General features: G+C 41.7%; 17 protein-coding genes. 4 read left to right on the top strand and 13 right to left on the bottom strand.

From position 1 onward, the window contains the following. The first annotated feature begins 69 nt into the window (after nucleotides 1-69). A complete protein-coding gene (locus QWZ17_RS09550) occupies nucleotides 70-876 on the top strand; it encodes a mechanosensitive ion channel family protein (protein WP_290304960.1) in 807 nt (268 codons plus the stop codon). Nucleotides 877-1,101: 225 nt separating this feature from the next. Here QWZ17_RS09550 and QWZ17_RS09545 read toward each other — a convergent pair whose 3' ends face one another. From QWZ17_RS09545 to QWZ17_RS09515, 7 genes are all read right to left on the bottom strand, one after another. Further along, the gene (locus QWZ17_RS09545; protein ID WP_290304959.1) at nucleotides 1,102-2,130 is read right to left on the bottom strand and encodes a restriction endonuclease FokI C-terminal domain-containing protein; all 1,029 of its coding nucleotides are present in this window, start codon (nucleotides 2,128-2,130) and stop codon (nucleotides 1,102-1,104) included. A gap of 110 nt (nucleotides 2,131-2,240) precedes the next feature. After that, nucleotides 2,241-3,587: a DUF58 domain-containing protein gene (locus QWZ17_RS09540; protein ID WP_290304958.1), complete on the bottom strand. Its 1,347-nt coding sequence runs from the start codon at nucleotides 3,585-3,587 to the stop codon at nucleotides 2,241-2,243. A 9-nt stretch (nucleotides 3,588-3,596) separates the two neighbouring features. Beyond that, nucleotides 3,597-4,574 carry an AAA family ATPase gene (locus QWZ17_RS09535; RefSeq protein ID WP_290304957.1) on the bottom strand — a complete coding sequence of 326 codons (978 nt, stop codon included), beginning with the start codon at nucleotides 4,572-4,574 and terminating at the stop codon, nucleotides 3,597-3,599. After that, entirely contained in the window at nucleotides 4,564-5,748 is a 1,185-nt protein-coding gene (locus tag QWZ17_RS09530) for a DUF4350 family protein (RefSeq protein WP_290304956.1), read from the bottom strand. The genes QWZ17_RS09535 and QWZ17_RS09530 overlap by 11 nt, the downstream gene beginning before the upstream one ends. Then, nucleotides 5,745-6,566 (bottom strand): hypothetical protein, encoded by an 822-nt coding sequence (locus tag QWZ17_RS09525; RefSeq protein WP_290304955.1) that lies wholly within the window; start codon nucleotides 6,564-6,566, stop codon nucleotides 5,745-5,747. Before QWZ17_RS09525 ends, QWZ17_RS09530 begins: the two co-directional genes overlap by 4 nt. A gap of 1 nt (nucleotide 6,567) precedes the next feature. After that, nucleotides 6,568-7,479 (bottom strand): hypothetical protein, encoded by a 912-nt coding sequence (locus tag QWZ17_RS09520; RefSeq protein WP_290304954.1) that lies wholly within the window; start codon nucleotides 7,477-7,479, stop codon nucleotides 6,568-6,570. Then, nucleotides 7,463-8,425: a stage II sporulation protein M gene (locus QWZ17_RS09515; protein WP_290304953.1), complete on the bottom strand. Its 963-nt coding sequence runs from the start codon at nucleotides 8,423-8,425 to the stop codon at nucleotides 7,463-7,465. Before QWZ17_RS09515 ends, QWZ17_RS09520 begins: the two co-directional genes overlap by 17 nt. 94 nt (nucleotides 8,426-8,519) lie before the next feature. On the opposite strand from QWZ17_RS09515, the gene QWZ17_RS09510 reads away from it, so the two are divergent. Continuing rightward, nucleotides 8,520-9,257, top strand: coding sequence for an RDD family protein (locus QWZ17_RS09510; protein WP_290304952.1), 738 nt, complete (start codon nucleotides 8,520-8,522; stop codon nucleotides 9,255-9,257). Here the strand turns inward: QWZ17_RS09510 and QWZ17_RS09505 are convergent. Both QWZ17_RS09505 and QWZ17_RS09500 read right to left on the bottom strand, forming a co-directional pair. Further along, on the bottom strand, nucleotides 9,227-9,604 hold the full coding sequence (locus QWZ17_RS09505; protein ID WP_290304951.1) for a DUF2752 domain-containing protein: 378 nt from the start codon (nucleotides 9,602-9,604) through the stop codon (nucleotides 9,227-9,229). The genes QWZ17_RS09510 and QWZ17_RS09505 overlap by 31 nt on opposite strands. Then, on the bottom strand, nucleotides 9,604-10,077 hold the full coding sequence (locus tag QWZ17_RS09500) for a DUF5684 domain-containing protein (RefSeq protein WP_290304950.1): 474 nt from the start codon (nucleotides 10,075-10,077) through the stop codon (nucleotides 9,604-9,606). Before QWZ17_RS09500 ends, QWZ17_RS09505 begins: the two co-directional genes overlap by 1 nt. 131 nt (nucleotides 10,078-10,208) lie before the next feature. On the opposite strand from QWZ17_RS09500, the gene QWZ17_RS09495 reads away from it, so the two are divergent. Continuing rightward, nucleotides 10,209-11,636 (top strand): L-serine ammonia-lyase, encoded by a 1,428-nt coding sequence (locus QWZ17_RS09495; RefSeq protein WP_290304949.1) that lies wholly within the window; start codon nucleotides 10,209-10,211, stop codon nucleotides 11,634-11,636. 476 nt (nucleotides 11,637-12,112) lie between these two features. Here the strand turns inward: QWZ17_RS09495 and QWZ17_RS09490 are convergent, their stop codons facing one another. From QWZ17_RS09490 to QWZ17_RS09475, 4 genes are all read right to left on the bottom strand, one after another. Then, nucleotides 12,113-13,462: an IS1182 family transposase gene (locus QWZ17_RS09490; protein WP_290304948.1), complete on the bottom strand. Its 1,350-nt coding sequence runs from the start codon at nucleotides 13,460-13,462 to the stop codon at nucleotides 12,113-12,115. A 235-nt stretch (nucleotides 13,463-13,697) separates the two neighbouring features. Beyond that, nucleotides 13,698-14,426 carry an SGNH/GDSL hydrolase family protein gene (locus QWZ17_RS09485; protein ID WP_290304947.1) on the bottom strand — a complete coding sequence of 243 codons (729 nt, stop codon included), beginning with the start codon at nucleotides 14,424-14,426 and terminating at the stop codon, nucleotides 13,698-13,700. Further along, nucleotides 14,426-15,181: a lipoyl(octanoyl) transferase LipB gene (gene lipB, locus QWZ17_RS09480; protein WP_290304946.1), complete on the bottom strand. Its 756-nt coding sequence runs from the start codon at nucleotides 15,179-15,181 to the stop codon at nucleotides 14,426-14,428. Before lipB ends, QWZ17_RS09485 begins: the two co-directional genes overlap by 1 nt. Next, entirely contained in the window at nucleotides 15,181-15,825 is a 645-nt protein-coding gene (locus QWZ17_RS09475; RefSeq protein ID WP_290304945.1) for a 4'-phosphopantetheinyl transferase family protein, read from the bottom strand. Before QWZ17_RS09475 ends, lipB begins: the two co-directional genes overlap by 1 nt. Nucleotides 15,826-16,030: 205 nt before the next feature. Between QWZ17_RS09475 and dcd the strand changes: the two genes are divergently transcribed. Further along, a complete protein-coding gene (dcd, locus tag QWZ17_RS09470) occupies nucleotides 16,031-16,567 on the top strand; it encodes a dCTP deaminase (protein ID WP_290304944.1) in 537 nt (178 codons plus the stop codon). Nucleotides 16,568-16,825 lie beyond the last annotated feature (258 nt).

The following is a 16,825-nucleotide window of genomic DNA, read 5'->3' as shown; positions in this document are numbered from 1 at the left end:
AAGGCCCTGAATTATTTGTTACCATTTACGGTAAGTAATTAATTTATACTTTTGCTTTCATAAATTTTTATGAAAGACAAAAGCATTTACAAAGTAGAAGATTTTTATACCGATTTCCACAACTGGTTGGTCACCCACGGCCCAAAATACTTAGGTGGAATAATCATATTTTTTATTGGTCTTTGGGTAATCCGGTTTCTGCGCAACAGGCTCCGTACCCGCATGCTCAAAAGAGGGGTGCACTCGTCGTTACAACCATTCTTTTTAAGTTTGTCAATTACCACCCTTTACATTTTACTCATTATTTGGGTGATGAATATCATCGGGTTGGAGATGACCATTTTCACCACCATCATAGGTGCTTTTTCGGTTGCTGCCGGTTTGGCCTTATCCGGTACTTTCCAAAACTTTGCCGGTGGAGTGCTTATTTTGCTGTTAAAACCTTTTGAGCTTGATGACAGCATTATTGCGCAAGGCCAGGATGGTAAAGTGGTATCTATCCAGATATTTTACACGGTGCTAATTACTGCCGATAACAAAACGGTTATTATCCCGAACGGGAAGCTTTTTAACGAGGTGATAGTGAACGTAACCCGCGAAGGAAAGCGCCGGCTTGATTTTGAGGTGAAGATAGCTTACGCCAATGATTTGGATAAGGTAAAAACCATCATTGATAATGCTGTTAAAAACACAGACAACCTGCTGCATGAACCCGCTGCCCGTGTTGGTGTCATCGCGATGGAAATTGACTCGGTACGGATCACCATCAACGTATGGGTTGAACCTGCAAATTATCTCACCGCTAAAATAGCCCTCATGGAAAAAATCTTAAAAGATTTTGGCGCGAATGGAGTGGCTTTCCCTAAAGCGGGGTAGGGGAAAGAGGCAAAAGGTTAAAGGCGAAAGGTAAAAGGTTTTCGCTTTTAACCGCTGCCATAATGTGCTGCCTTGTGGTCTGCGGTTAGATATAGGTTGTTTTGCTTGTGATCGGTGTTTTCACCGCACCATGCCAATGTGACGCAGCTTCAAAAGTTTTATGTATTACAACCGTGTATGTGAGTGGTGCGGTGAAACACCAACCACAGGCTGAACGGAGTATAGCTAATAAGTGATGTTAGCTATTTTATACTTTGCGAATAACTTGTCAAGATGATTGTCAGTTATCAGACCATGATTTAAAAATAATTCTTTTATACTTTCTAAGTTCAACGTCGATGGGTACTCTATTTTTTTCGATAATAATTTAAGTAAAGTAGATGCTTTAATTAGTGTTGTAACAACATTTGTTGCCTTCATTATATTTTTTAATGGAGTTTCTGCAATTGGTTTAAATTCACTTGAAACAATTACAAAATATACAATGCTATGCCCTGTTCTATTTAAATTATTAGTATGTGTTTTAATATATTCTATAAACTTTCGATCTTCCGTCCCAATTTGATAAACTTCTCTTCTTGCTTTAGCATCAATTAATAATGCATACCCAAATTGCGATGCTTTTGCTATGGTATCAGGGTTTCTACCTGTCCCTTGTCCAAAATAAGCAGTCTCAAATCCTAACATTTGAAATATCAAATTTACTTGTTTTTCAAATTGGTTATTTTTTCCTTCTTCTATAGAAAACGTCAAAAAGCTATTTAGTATGGGGGGTAAAAATTGAAGATACTTAAATTCTAATTGTGACGCATCATCATTTAGTTTAATAGCCTCATCTTTTTTTTCGAATAGAAACAAATGAATTATATCATTCCATTCCGATTTGTTTATTGCATAATTATAAAACAACGACGGTAGTTCAGTCCAATTCTTTCCGAACTTTTTAAAAAAAGATGTTTTTAGTGGTTTACATTTATAAAATAGCCACTCTGAACTACTTGGTATCTTATTGAGTTTTCTTGTTAAATCACCATAATTATTCCAATATTCTTCCACGTCATAATATTTCTCGCCGAACGATTTTTGAAAGTCTCCCATTTCAGCGACAAGAGATGTGTATTTATGGAAGTTTTGTATGACTTGATATTCAGAAATGCCTGTTTCCTTATAAAACTCTTTACTCCCAGGCTGTCTTCCCAAGAGAAGTTTTAACTTTAAATACTTTTCCTTGATTTGTTCCTTATCTATATTCATAAAATGTTCGCGATACTTTGTTGAATAATAATTAAAGCTATCAATCTTTATTACAGTATACCGTGAGTTTAGTCTATGGTCGGCATTTTCACCGCGCCCACCCGCAAATTTTAAATCTTCTGCTTAGCCTTTAGCTCCAGGTATTTATTAATAGTATTCACCGTTAAGTTTTGTGGCGCGCTCAGGATGGATTGAATACCATATTTAGCTAATTCTTTTACAATAAGTTTTTTATCGTGAGCAAATTTTTCGGCAATGGTTTTTATGTAGATTCCTTCCAGGTCGGTAGCTTGTTTTTCGCTCAGGGTTTTTAGTTCGGTGTTTTCAAAAAATACGACTAACAGTAGATGAAATCTGGCTATCCTTTTTAAATAGGGTAGTTGCCTGTTGAGGGCGTTCATGCTTTCGTAATTGGTGAAAAATACTACAAGGCTGCGTTGTTTTATTACGCTGCGCACGGTGGTATAAACCAGTTCCATGTTGGTTTCTAAATACCGGGTACGCTCCTTGTATAAAACTTCCAGGATCTTGTTCAGCTGCGAAGGTTTTCTATCGGCTGGTACTATAGCGCCTATTTTTTCGGCTGCGGTTATCAAGCCTGCTTTGTCCTCTTTAATAAGGGCCACGCTTGAAAGTACCAGGCTGGCGTTGATGGCATAGTCCAATAAGCTCAAACCATCAAAAGGCATTTTCATGGCCCTCGATTTATCAATTACGCAATATACGTGCTGCGATTTTTCGTCGGTGTAGGAGTTTACCATCAGGTCGCCGCGTCTTGCGGTGGCTTTCCAGTTAATGGTACGGTAATCATCTCCGGCAACATAGTTTTTTACCTGCTCAAACTCCAGGCTGTGCCCAATACGGCGAATCTTTTTAATGCCGATATCGGTTAAGCGATTGGAGATAGCCATTAGCTCGTATTTACGCATCTGCAGAAACGATGGATACACCGACAATGTCTCGGCCTGCTCAAAAATAAAGCGCCGCCTGATGAGTCCTAATGGCGATTTGGCGTACACCATCACATTGCCAAACTCATACTCGCCGCGTTTGGTAGGGCGCAGTACATAGCTAATGAGTTTACGCTCGTTGGGTTTTAAGCTACTTTTAAACCAGATGTCGCGCTTCTGAAACTGGAATGGGATCTCGTCAATAACAGCGACACCTATGTTAAAAGGGTACCAGTTTTCAATATATACGCCCAGGTCGTTATCATCGCTGTTGCTTAATCTTTCGGGCGCGTGGCGTTTGGCAAATACACCTTTATTGGTGCGGTAAAGCATCAGCACATCAATTAAAAACAGCGCTATCAACGCCCAGAATATAAGTACAGGTATAATGCCCAGCCACGGAAAAAAGAAGGAGAGTATAAACACAACGGCGCTGATACCTAAACCGGTAAATAAGCGGTTGGTAAAAAAAAGATTTTTATAAAACAGGCCGAAGAATTTTTTCACACAGGTATATTATCGGGGTATCTCTATTTTTTGAATGATTTGCGCTATTACGTCGTCCGGCGTTAAGCCTTCCATTTCCTTATCGGGTGTAAGCATTACGCGGTGGCGTAAAACCGGCGCGGCTACATGGGTAATATCATCAGGGGTAACAAAATCACGACCTTTAATAGCCGCCAGCGCCTTAGCTGCGTTAATCATAGCCAATGATGCCCTTGGCGAACCGCCCAGGTACAATGATTTGTGGTTGCGGGTTTCGTACACAATTTTGGCTGTAAACTCTAATAATTTACGCTCAACATGCAAAGCTTTTACCTGATGCCTTAAAGCGATCACTTCGGCGGCAGATAGCACCGGACTTAGGTTACTAAGCTGATCTGTTGTTTTTTGCTGATGTTGCTGGCTGATGATCTGAATTTCTTCTTCCAGCGTTGGATATTTGATCTCTATTTTAAATAAAAACCTATCTAACTGCGCTTCGGGCAGGCGGTAAGTGCCTTCCTGCTCAACCGGGTTTTGGGTGGCTAATACGGTAAATGGCTCCTGCATTTTATAGCTTTTGCCATCAATAGTTACCTGCTTTTCTTCCATCACCTCAAACAAGGCCGATTGGGTTTTGGCAGGCGCGCGGTTAATCTCGTCAATGAGGATGATGTTACCGAAGATAGGCCCTTGCTTAAACTCAAACTCGGTGAGCTTGGGGTTAAATACCGATGTGCCCAGGATATCAGAAGGCATCAAATCGGGCGTAAACTGTATGCGCGAATACTGGGCGTCAATGGCCTTAGCGATTAATTTGGCAGTAAGCGTTTTAGCCACACCGGGTACACCCTCAATTAAAATATGCCCGTCGGCCAGGATGCCGGCAATCAGCAGGTCAATAGAATCGTGCTGACCGACAATAATTTTAGCCAGGGTAGCTTTAATCTGGTCAACCGCCTGGCTTAGCCTGCTCATGTCGGTTCGTTGTTCAAAAAAATCATTTTCCATTATATCCGGTTTGGCTGTAAAATTTTTCTATCAGTTTATTAAGTCGTATCAATTCAATATCAGTAACGTGATGCTGGGCGCTTATGAAAATAAGGGCATGTACCAGGTCGGTAATAAATGCCACCTCAAGGCCGGTTTTTTTTGTCAACACCTCAATAAATTCAGGGTCAAGCCTGTTTGTCTTTAGGCGGTACTGATCCCTTAAATGTTCCAGCATGTAAATCACCTTTTTATGGGCTATGTTGGCGTTATCACGTTTCTCGTAATATACCTGCCCCACAACGTTCACAAACTCCAGGGTGGAGTTTTGCAAGGGCTCTATTACCGGGATCACGCGCTGGCGGCGTTTCATCTCATAAATAACATAAACCAAAATGCTAAAAAGACTAATGTAATAAGCCCACTGCAATGCAGGATTAGCAAAAAATACCCTCAATGGCGATAGATCTTCCGGAAGATCTCCGTTTTGAAACTGATCCCAGTATACGTAACCGGCCTGCGGCATATATGATAGTGCTTTTTCGGCATAGTCGGCACCTTGTTTGGTAAGCAGGCTGTAATTTGTAAATACAGCCGGCGTTGAGCATAGGTAAAGTGTACCCTTGCCAAATTTGTAGCTGATGAGTGTACAATGATCAGCATAGTTTTTACCTAATATGGTAACTTTTGCAGTATCAAGACTGCTGAAATACTGGTTGTTAATGTCGCGGTTAAACACATAGTTTTTGCCTGCTTTTAGCCTATCGTTAACAAAATTGAGAGATACGTTTTTTGTTGAGTTTTCGGCCCGCGATTCAATCTGCAATGAATCGGCAAAGAACCCCTTAAACTCAAATGCCGACATGAAAACAGAGTTACCGGCTTTGATATACTTCAGCATCTCTTTAAAATCAAACTTGTTAAGCGTGATATTTTTAGCAATAATGATGTAGTTACCCTTTTGCAGGCTATCGTTATGAAACGCATTGTAAACCGACTTATTGGTATTGACTATTGCAGCTTCGGGGTATAGCGTGGTAAGTTGGTTGTGTAAAATAAAAGTGCCAAAAGGAATCTTATCATTTTTGGCCAGTGTAGGCTGCCAGTTAATAGCGCTGGGTTTATTGTATTGCGCTACCAGGTAAATAATAAGCAGTATGCTGGCGATGCTTACATAAATTTTAAAATCCCTCATGCAATGCCTTTTTTAAAATCCATAAATAAGGCGTTAATATTTTTAAAAACAACGGCATCAATGGCAAACTCGCCATACCAGGTGTACTCAAACTGTAGGGTGAGCATTTTAAAAACGCGGCGCTGCTCGGGGTTACTTAACTCATTGATGTAGGCGCTGTTGGTTTTATCTATCTGCCATTTAATTAAATCGGCATCGCTAAGCTGTTTTAAGCATTTTAGATAAAGCAGGCGTACAGCCAGGCGATAGTTATGCTGAGCGATGGCTTTCTCCAGCTCGTCATCAAAATTAATATCGTGAATGTTTTCAAGCGATTCGAGGTAGGGCAGGTTGGCGCTCATAGATTTTTTTCGGAACACGTTGAGCATATCTATGCCCGCCAGTTTTAAGCCAAGAAAAACAATGGCACCCAAACCCGCGCCAATGGCCAGGTATCGCAAGGCATAAAGCAGGAACCTGATAAACGGACTATAGTTGTGCTTGCTCAGTTTCATGGGCTTAAACAAATCAAGCACCCAATTCCAAAACCAGCGCCAAAAGCGTGTCCACCAGGACGGTGTAGATTGCGCATCATCTTCCTGGTATTGAAATTCGGGATGTTTGCTATAGGCTTTTAAAGCCGTGCTATCAAAATGGCGCACGTTAACCTGCGCGGTATCCATTTTTAATACCAAAGGCACCTTTGGCGCTTTTTTTATTTGAACAGGTACGGGAAGCACCAACGGCGTCGTCGTTGTTTTTTTTGCTTGAACGGGTACCGCTGTTTTGCCGGTATTTACAAATAAGACCAGGAAAAGGATACAGAGCAATCGCAGCATACTAATATTCTTCAGCTGGTAAATCAGTATCGGGTGCTATGTTGCCCAGTTTGTTAATTCTGCTTAACAGGTTTGTGCCATCCTTACCTTCGGTTAAGTTAAAATAACAAAGCCCAACTGCTACGCAGGGAATTATAATTAATACAAGCCCCATCTCCTTAATTACCGCTGTAGCAATGGCAAAAGGTAAGGATGTTACCGTAGCCGCGGCGCCTTTTTGAGCCTGGACAACCGTGCTCACAATGGTGTAAATGCTGGTTGGTAAACTAAATACCGTAATGCCTACATATACAATAATCCATATTACTAACTGTGCACCAAAATTTGACCACCAGTTTTCTTTTACAAGTACAAAGCTGCGATTAAACGCATAGCCAAAGGATGTGTTTTCTATCACCATAATAGGCAACACCAAAGCAAATATTGGTGCAAGGTAAAGACCCGGGAAAAAGCAAAAAAGAAAAGCGAATAACATTAATATATTAAGCAGAAGTGAACTCCCCAGCCCCTTAAAAAAATAGTATTTAAGATAACCCCATATTTCTTCGCTGGTAGGCACCTGGTTGCCCTTTTCTTTATAAAGGGCCATGTAGCTTAATACGGTTATTTCTAAAACTATAATACTTAATGTGGAGGTAAGTACCACCACAACGTACTCCCAGCCAAATACCCGCCATACCGATGGACCGTATTCGCGGCTCCCTTCTGCCGAGATGCGACTATTGCTTACGGTAAAACCAAGTACCTTCAATTGGTACATCGTTGAACTTATAACTCCGGCGGCTAAGAAGATTCCTCCAAATATGAAAAAGTATTTGAGCAGCGGTTTAAAGTTTTGCCGCATAAATAAAAAAGTGTCGCTTATCAGTTCACCAAAATCACGGGTTTTGGCTAATTCAACTTTTGGAGGCATTGTGATTTAGGGTTTTATAAATTTTATTAGGGTATATAATTACGTACCATACAATAAACAGGAACGATAAACTTAAAATACTAACGCTAAGCCAAACCGGCATTTCGGTGTGGCGCGTAACAAAGCCTTCAAAAAAAGCGGCTACAATTAAAATAGGAATAATTCCTATGGCTATTTTCATGCCATCTTTGGCTCCTTTTTTTAAAGATACTAAACGGGTGTAAGTTTTTGGGAACAAGAAGCTGTTACCTAAAATTAAACCGGCCGCCCCGGCTATCACAATAGATGAAATTTCTAAAGTGCCATGTATCCAGATCACCAGGATTGATTTTACGCCCAGGCCCTTGCTAAAAAAATAGTACTGGAAAGAACCCAGCATAATTCCGTTACGAAATAAATTATAAACCGCGCCAACAGAAAATATAATGCCGCTTACAAAAGTTACAAGCGATACATAAATATTATTGCCTGCTATGGCCAAAAACATCAGAGCTTCGCCGCCGGTTTTGTACACACCGAAAGGATCGCCTTTGGCTATGTTGGCATTGGTCATATCTACATATTCGTCGCCTAAAATTAAGCGCACAAAGTTTTCATCGTACTTGGCCGAAAGCGCGCCTATAGCGCAAAAAACAATGAAAAATATAAAAGCATACAGCAGTTGCTTTTGGTAAGTTTTAAAAAGTATCGGCAGCTCGTACTTCCAGAAGGTTAAAAAACGGTTGCTTTTTTCTGTTTTGTTTTTGTAGATAGATTGATGCAGGCCCGCTGCCAGTCCGTTTAAATAGGTGGTAGTTTTTGATTTGGGGTAAAAGGTTTTGGCGTAAGCCAAATCGTCGGTTATTTGAACAAACCTGTCGGCAAGTTCATCCGGGTCTTCTGTTGGCGATAGCTCGTAGCTGCTCCATTTGGCAGAGTTTTGCTTTACAAATAGAGGTTCGCGCATGGAGTGACCTGGGGTTTAAATTTTTTGTTAAAATAATTACAAAAGCGAAATATATCAACTAAAAAGAACATATTTAGGTTTTATATTTGATGATATGCAAACCATAAGAATAACCACATCACAAAATATTGATATTGACTACGAAGTAGCCGGCCTTGGCGAACGTATTGTAGCCTACCTTATTGATATGGCTATGTTTATTGCCATTATGATAGCGGCTATTATTGTGATGAGCGCCACGGGCGGCATGGAGAATAAGATAGTTTGGATTATACTGGCTGTAGTTTACGCAACGCTTTTTGTGTTTTATGATTTGATTTGTGAAAGCACCATGAACGGGCAAAGTGTTGGCAAACGGGTAATGAAAATTAAGGTGATCAGTTTAGATGGTGCCCGCCCGCGGTTTAGCCAGTATTTGTTGCGTTGGCTGTTCCGGATAGTTGATTTTAGTTTATCCTCTCATTTATGCGGACTGATTTGCGTGGCAGTATCCGATAAATCGCAGCGATTGGGCGATATGGTTGCCGGTACATCATTAATCCGCACCGTACCGCGCACCAAAATGAATAATATAGCTTTTAAACCGGCCGAAGATAATTACGAACCCGTTTTTGCCGCAGCCGCAAACCTTAACGACCAGGATATTGAATTGATAAACGAAGTAATAAACAGCTACATTAAAACCCGCAACAGTGTTTTGGTTTATAACATGGCCGAGCGAATACGAGAGTTGTTAGGTGTGACCACCCCGCCCGAAATGAATGATATGCTGTTTTTACAAACCATTATTAAAGACTACAGTCACATTGTTGCCCAGGCCGATGTATTGTAATGTTGGTATAAGCCATACATTTTTAGGCCGTAACTAATAAGCACAATACTGCCCACTATCATAAACAAGGTTTTCTTTACTGTCGACTTTTTATTATCGAGCTTGAAATAGCTATCGGCAATGCCGTAAGCAAAAAATAGCAACAGGGGTATGGCTGGTGGATATAGGCCGAAGCTTTTGTGAAGATCGCCCTGCATAAGGGCAACTATTGATCGCTGAAAGCCGCAACCGGGGCAATCAATACCTGTAAGATATTTAAATGGGCAGGGTAATAAATGATTTTGCAGCCAGTGGATAAAACCCAGCTGACTGCAAAATATTTGTAATTTGATATAATTTGGCAGCATTAAACCTGCGGCGGTGTGTTTGGATTAAAAGGGTCTTTATAATCAATTGATGGATCATAAGGTTTAAAACCACCCGCAAACCCAGCACCGGCAGGGCCTATGTATTGGTAGTTTTTGCTAAAGCCAAGAATAGGGAAAAATATAAACGGTAAAAGTATAAGACCGATTGTGAAACCTTCACTTTGGCCAAAGCTTTTGCTGAAAAGATTAATTGTCCAAATGGCGAAAACGATGTTTACGCATGGTATAATAAATAGTATCAGCCACCATATAGGTTTGCCAACAATTTCAAGCATCACTATAACATTGTAAATAGGGATAATTGAGGCCCAGCCAGGTTTGCCAGCTTTCTCAAATGTTTTCCACATGCCAACAACGGTAATTACCCATGCAATTAAACCTGGAATCATCATAATACCAAAGAATGCTGCAAATAGCGCCGGAGAGCCAGAAGACGGATCGTAGTTTTCCATTTTTTGAGGTTTGGTTTTTGTTTTTAATAAGTTTTAGTTACCGCAAATTATAAATTTTTTAAATAACAATTAACTAATGCATCATATTTATTACAGGACCATTTTGCCATATTATTTTTAATTTTGAGCCGATGCAAAGAGAACAGATTTCGGTATTTGATATGTTTAAGATAGGCATAGGCCCGTCAAGTTCGCACACACTTGGTCCCTGGCGTGCTGCCGAGCAATTTGTACAATCGCTTGTGCAACAAGATGTATTGCCATTGGTTGAACAGGTACAGATACTGCTTTACGGCTCTTTGGCCAAAACCGGGCATGGTCATGGTACCGATATCGCCATTTTGCTGGGCCTAAGCGGTGATGATCCTGTGACTTTTGAGGTTGACCAGGTTACCCCCAAAATTGCTAATATTACCTTATCGCATCAGTTAATATTAGGTGGTGTTAAACCAATTGGTTTTTCGGTGGCTAATGACCTGTTGTTTTTATATAACGAAAGTTTGCCATTCCATCCCAATGCGGTAACCTTCCAGGCATTTTTATTAAATGGAAAGGCCATCAGTGAAACCTATTACTCTATAGGTGGCGGTTTTGTGGTAAAAGATGGTGCATCGACACAAAGCAAACAAGAGGTTGATTTACCCTTCCCCATAGATACCGCGTCAGATTTATTACATTGGTGTATAAAAACCGGTTTGAAGATATCGGAAGTAGTGATGGAAAACGAGCTGGCCTGGCGTACCGAACAGGAAACTCGCACAGGTGTGCTTAATATCTTCAAAGCCTTAAAAGAGTGTATGTACCGGGGCTGCCACACCACCGGGCATTTACCCGGCGGTTTAAATGTAGCCCGTCGTGCTTTTAAACTCAATAGCAAGCTAATAGGTAACAATGCTTATACTAATTATGATGAATGGGTAACCGCCATCCGTAAAACCGGCGAAGGCTTCAAAAATACCTTAGATTGGGTAAGCTGTTTTGCCCTGGCTGTTAATGAAGAAAATGCCTCTTTTGGCCGTGTGGTAACCGCACCCACCAATGGGGCCGCTGGTGTTATCCCGGCAGTACTGCAATATTACATTGTATTTTGCGATGGCAACACGGAAGAGAAGATCATCCAGTTCCTGTTAACCGCATCTGAAATTGGCAGCATCTTTAAAAAGGGGGCTACCATATCTGCCGCCATGGGTGGCTGCCAGGCCGAAATTGGCGTATCATCGGCAATGGCCGCTGCTGCCTTAACCGAATGCCTGGGCGGTACGCAACGACAAGTATTAATGGCTGCCGAAATTGCCATGGAACATCACCTCGGCCTAACTTGCGACCCAATTGGTGGCCTGGTACAAATCCCCTGCATCGAGCGTAATACCATGGGCGCGATAAAAGCCATCACCGCATCGCAATTAGCCTTACAAAGTAATCCCGAAAAAGCCAAAGTAAGCTTAGATGCTGTGGTCAAAACCATGTGGCAAACCGCCCTGGATATGAACTCTAAATACAAAGAAACCTCCGATGGCGGCCTGGCCATCAATATTCCTATAAGCTTGCCGGAGTGTTAGGGTAGATAGATGTGCAGATTTTAGATTACAGATGTGCAGATGGGGGGGAATTGCAAATGACGCTATAGGATTATATTGTTGCTTCATTCTTCCCGTGATAAGTTATTGTTATTAACAAGGGGCGGGTCATCCTGAGCCTGTCGAAGGACGTGCGCAGAGGTTCGCGAGCTTCGACAGGCTACCCATGACGTGATGGATATTTACACAAACACTGACTTTGAATGCCGGCTAAGACTCACCCGGCTACGCTACGCTGGCCACCCTCTCTTCGGCTTCGGTGATTGTTGCGCAACTATTAGTAATTACCGTCGTGAGATAGTAAAGCGTTCTTTGAGATATTGATTAAAACGATATTATCGGATTTAAGGTAATATCGGTTAAATAAGATAAACAAGCAATAAATCAGATCGTTTATCCCTTTTATGACGGTTTTTTCTACTTCTTTGATCTTTTTAGGCTTGTGAGCAAGCAGTTTTTTAATATTGTATGCTACAGCAGCCACAAGCATTCCCCTTGTTTGCTTGTTTGAGGCCTTTGGTATTTATTCTTTTTAAGCCGGTATAGTTGATTAAGGAACCAAAGACAGGCTCCACAGTACTGGATCGAAGCGATTTCATTTGTTTGCCTTTGGGGCTTTCTACCCGCTTTCGCATATATTCATACAGGGGCTTGTCTGCTGAATCAACCAGCTTTTTGAACCCTTTGTTATTCGCGCAGATCTCTTTGAAAGGGCAGTTCTTGCAGTCGCTGATGTTTGATTCATAGATTTTTTTAAATACGGATGGCTCGCCATATACCGACTCGACACGCCTGAAAGGCAATGGCACACTCATTAAACAGATGTATCTGTCGTATTTATCGTCATACGTAAAGCCGTCAGCTTCCCTCGAAGATTTATAACTTCCGGGATTAGGAATATATCCTTTAAGCTTGTTGGCTGTTAAAGCCCTGATCGCTTTACCGCTACTATAACCGGTATCTGCCAGGATTTCCTCTGGCCGGGAAACATGAGCGCCGGAAAGGTTATCTACAATCTGCGGCAACATCGCCGGCAGGCTGGTATTATCAGTTTCATTCCCCTTAAAAGCCTGTATATAGGTAATAAAGTGACTGGCAGTATCTACACTCATTTGCGCCCGGTAATACAACCTCATCGGCTTGCCCGGTTTAGTAGTTAAGCGGGCATCAGGATCTGAAGGACTGTAATGGGTTTGATTGGTAGGTCCTTTTTTATCCTTTTTTTCCTGGTCATTCTTGTCATTTTCTTTCGGTGCTTCCGGTTTTGCACGCTCTTGTTCTATGTTCTCATTCAGTTCCCGGCTAAAAACGGATGCATCTTCCATTACTATCCGTTCAACCATGCTGTATTTGGAAGCATTGGCCGGTATTAAAGCACTGTCGACCGCTTGCCGTTTACCCGCAATCAGGCCTTTATCAATGCACAACTTTAACACCTGTTTAAACAACTCAAGAAAGATTTTCTCGCCAAATAGCTTACGGGTGCGGCTTAAGGTTGAATGCCATGGTAACTCTTCACCGAGATTGTATCCAAGGAAATAAAGAATATCCATCCGCATCCCTGACGAAGTAATGATACGGCGGTCGCTGTTGATATTTTCCAGGTACCCCACCAGCATCAATTTCATAAACACAACCGGATCGATACTTTTCTGACCTTCCTTACCATAATATTTTGATGTGCTTTGATATAGGAAATCCAAATCAAGCACGCCCTTCAGTCTACGATAGAAATTATCGGCTGGAACATGGTCCGAAAGTTGAAACTGGATGAATAAGCTTTCCTGATGTGCTTTTTTCCCTTGCATGCCTTTAATTTACTAAAAAACAACGTTTTAATCAATATTTCAAAGAACTTTATTATACAGTTGCGCAACAATCACCTTCGCCGGAAAGAGGGATTTGAACGACTGATAATAGATAAATTATATAATCCGTATTCAGACCCCTCTTTCCACCGCAGGTGAAGAGAGGGTGGCGGGCGTAGCCTCGCCGGGTGAGTCTTCTACGCCATGCTATCTACGTCATTCCCACTTTTAGTCTCTACTTTGTAAACGCCTTCGCCACCTGTGGTGCTAACTGCTGCACCCACATTTGGTACATTTTGGCCGATGGGTGCAGGCCGTCGTTAGCAAGTAGTGTAAGATCATTGGCGGCTAATTTTGAGATGGGGGTGATGTTGATGTAGTTAACACCCGCTTTGTTGCTTTCTTCCAGATTTATGGCGTTAAACTGGTCAATCTGCGGGCTTATTACAGCGTCATTGCCATTGGCAAAGGGTGTAACACCATAATCGGGGATGGATAGTACAAATACATGGTTTTTGTTTCCTTTGGCAAATTTAACGGCCGTGTTCAAAACATCTATAAACTTTAAACGGTAATCATCCTGGCTGTTGCCGCTGTATTGGTCGTTTACGCCGATGAGCAGGGTTACAAAATCATAGGTTTTAACATTGGTGTCGCTGCTTTTTATGGCTTGTATCAACTGACCGGTAGTCCACCCGGTGCGGGCAATAATAACAGGTTCTTTTATTTTAAACCCGGGAATTTGCGCCGCAAGCTGATAAGGAAACGATTCCTGCGCGGTAACCGATTGACCAATAGTATATGAATCGCCAAGGGCAAGGTAACTCAGTGTATCTGTTGCTGCTACGGGTATGGTTGTAGCAGGCGGCGTGGTGGTGTTCGTATTGGTAAACATCGGGTCGGGTTTTTTAGAGCAGGCCGATAGGCTGCTTATCGATAATAAAATTAAAATAATTGCTTTCATTACAACATCTCCATATCAAACAATACGGAAATATGCTGTTTAAGGATTTTTTTAACTTCATTAATATCAACTTCATAGCCCAATTCCTGCTGCATGGAGGTTACGGCCTTATCGTCGATGCCACAAGGTACTATATTTTTAAAATAACTTAAATCGGGATTAACGTTAAACGCCAGCCCATGCATAGTTACCCAGCGGCTGCAACGCACACCCATAGCGCAAATTTTGCGGGCTTTTTCATTATCGGCATCAAACCATACGCCGGTATAGCCGGGGTAGCGGCCTGCTGTTAAACCATAATCGGCCAGGGTAAGGATCACCGCCTCTTCTAAGGTACGCAGGTACAGGTGGATGTCGGTAAAAAAGTTGTCAAGGTCCAATATCGGGTATGATACTATCTGGCCCGGACCGTGATACGTAATATCGCCGCCGCGGTTAATGGTATAGTAAGTAGCTTGTTTATCTTTAAGGCCCTGTTCATCTAACAATAAATGATCGGCTTTGCCACTTTTGCCTAAGGTATATACGTGGGGATGCTCGCAAAAAACAAGATAGTTGAAAGTTTCATCAGGTTCAAAAAGCGCGTACGCATCGGCCAAAACATGCTCTTTGGTGGCTTCGGCGTAGGCAAGTTCGCTGTTGCGGTTGTTTAACTTGGTTTTTACCGTTGCCGAAAACAGGTGCTCCTGCTTATCCCAGGCCTGTTGATAATCTATCAGTCCCCAGTCTTCAAAAAAAACTCTTTTATTTTTCATTATACATTTCCCTTTACGTAGCCTATCATATAATCCTCGTATTGCATGTAGCCTACGGTATAATCAAGGTTGAGCTCATTTTTACGCAAACTGGCATCTAATACGCCATGGTGCTCAAAATTAAAAGGCTCTAAAAAAATATTATCTACAAAAGATACTTCTTTTTGTCCGTTACATTTATAAACCGCTTCTTTGGCACACCAGCAAACGTACAACTGCTCAATTTTCTTTTCGTCGCTTATAAAAGCAAGTTCCTGAGGCTGCATAAACTTATGGGCAATGCGCTCTACCTTCTCTTTAATCTGCTCAATATCAATTCCCACCTTATTGGTTTTGCTGATCATCACCGCGGCATAATCAAAAGAGTGACTTAAGGAGATATGGTAGGGCAGGTTTACGAGGTATGGCTTGCCATGCGCGTCAACTTTGCAATCAATATACTCATCAGTACGTAGCATTTTACGGAGGAGCACACGGGTACCCAGCCAGTGTAAATGGCGCTTGCCATTGCTCAGTTTTTCAACGTAGGCTTTCTCTTCTTCGTTTAGTTGTAGCTGTACATACAGGTCGTTGGCTTCCTCCTCAATTTTCCAGAGCGCGAACTCCGTATCGTCATCAATATGCTGCCTGAATGCTATAGCCATAGAAGTAAAAATTGCAAAATAGGATGCAAACTTATGTGAAATAAATTTAATTATAATAATTGCTAACTCATATTCATAAACGGTTCATTTTTAGTAGAATGTGCTGGTTTTTTCAATGTGCCATCAATTTCCACATTGTTTGATTAAAAGGTACGGCGGCTTACCTTAAATTTTATATTTTTGCCGCCTCACAAAAACACCTGCCATGATATTATCTGATAAGCGCATTCTGGAAGAAATAGAAAAAGGAACCATCATTATTGAACCCTTTACGCGCGATTGTCTTGGCACCAATTCATACGATGTGCATTTAGGCAAGCACCTGGCTACCTACCGCGATAGGGTGCTTGATGCCAAAAAACACAACGAAATAGACGCCTTCGAAATCCCGAAAGAAGGTTTTGTATTACAACCCAATACGCTTTACCTGGGTGTAACGGTAGAGTATACCGAAACCCATAAACACGTGCCCTTTTTAGAAGGTAAATCAAGCACCGGCAGATTGGGCATAGATATTCACGCTACCGCTGGCAAAGGCGACGTAGGTTTTTGTAATACCTGGACGCTGGAAATCTCCTGCGCACAGCCTGTACGCATTTACCCGGGTATGCCCATCGGTCAGCTTATTTATTTTGTGGTTGAGGGAGATATTGAAACCCTGTATAACACCAAGGATAACGCCAAATACAACAACCCCACTACCCGCCCGGTTGAAAGCATGATGTGGAAGAATAAGTGGTAGGGAATAGAGCCAAGAGTCAAGAATCAAGAGTTAAGACTTTTATAAATATTCCCCCGCTGCCGCAAGCGTCCCGCTTGTGGCCCGCGTTTAGGTAGCCGCTAACCTCCCTCCCCTGGTTCGGAAAATATTTCTCAAACTCGTTAAACCTTCCTTCCAACCCTACGTCTAACAGCCAAACCTTATAAACCTACAACATCGTGAAAGCTGAAACCTTATTAAATTCATCTGCCTGAAAACTGCGGACTTGGAATTTCCACA

The organism is Mucilaginibacter flavus (genome assembly GCF_030409315.1).
GTDB lineage: Bacteria > Bacteroidota > Bacteroidia > Sphingobacteriales > Sphingobacteriaceae > Mucilaginibacter > Mucilaginibacter flavus.
This window is presented reverse-complemented; position numbering and strand designations above follow the sequence as displayed.

Bases quoted from the DNA above. Each gene is read 5' to 3' on its own strand.
- QWZ17_RS09550 (WP_290304960.1), top strand. From the start codon at position 70: ATGAAAGACAAAAGCATTTACAAAGTAGAAGATTTTTATACCGATTTC.
- QWZ17_RS09545 (WP_290304959.1), bottom strand. From the start codon at position 2,130: ATGAATATAGATAAGGAACAAATCAAGGAAAAGTATTTAAAGTTAAAA.
- QWZ17_RS09535 (WP_290304957.1), bottom strand. From the start codon at position 4,574: ATGGAAAATGATTTTTTTGAACAACGAACCGACATGAGCAGGCTAAGC.
- QWZ17_RS09530 (WP_290304956.1), bottom strand. From the start codon at position 5,748: ATGAGGGATTTTAAAATTTATGTAAGCATCGCCAGCATACTGCTTATT.
- QWZ17_RS09525 (WP_290304955.1), bottom strand. From the start codon at position 6,566: ATGCTGCGATTGCTCTGTATCCTTTTCCTGGTCTTATTTGTAAATACC.
- QWZ17_RS09520 (WP_290304954.1), bottom strand. From the start codon at position 7,479: ATGCCTCCAAAAGTTGAATTAGCCAAAACCCGTGATTTTGGTGAACTG.
- QWZ17_RS09515 (WP_290304953.1), bottom strand. From the start codon at position 8,425: ATGCGCGAACCTCTATTTGTAAAGCAAAACTCTGCCAAATGGAGCAGC.
- QWZ17_RS09510 (WP_290304952.1), top strand. From the start codon at position 8,520: ATGCAAACCATAAGAATAACCACATCACAAAATATTGATATTGACTAC.
- QWZ17_RS09505 (WP_290304951.1), bottom strand. From the start codon at position 9,604: ATGCTGCCAAATTATATCAAATTACAAATATTTTGCAGTCAGCTGGGT.
- QWZ17_RS09500 (WP_290304950.1), bottom strand. From the start codon at position 10,077: ATGGAAAACTACGATCCGTCTTCTGGCTCTCCGGCGCTATTTGCAGCA.
- QWZ17_RS09495 (WP_290304949.1), top strand. From the start codon at position 10,209: ATGCAAAGAGAACAGATTTCGGTATTTGATATGTTTAAGATAGGCATA.
- QWZ17_RS09490 (WP_290304948.1), bottom strand. From the start codon at position 13,462: ATGCAAGGGAAAAAAGCACATCAGGAAAGCTTATTCATCCAGTTTCAA.
- QWZ17_RS09485 (WP_290304947.1), bottom strand. From the start codon at position 14,426: ATGAAAGCAATTATTTTAATTTTATTATCGATAAGCAGCCTATCGGCC.
- lipB (WP_290304946.1), bottom strand. From the start codon at position 15,181: ATGAAAAATAAAAGAGTTTTTTTTGAAGACTGGGGACTGATAGATTAT.
- QWZ17_RS09475 (WP_290304945.1), bottom strand. From the start codon at position 15,825: ATGGCTATAGCATTCAGGCAGCATATTGATGACGATACGGAGTTCGCG.
- dcd (WP_290304944.1), top strand. From the start codon at position 16,031: ATGATATTATCTGATAAGCGCATTCTGGAAGAAATAGAAAAAGGAACC.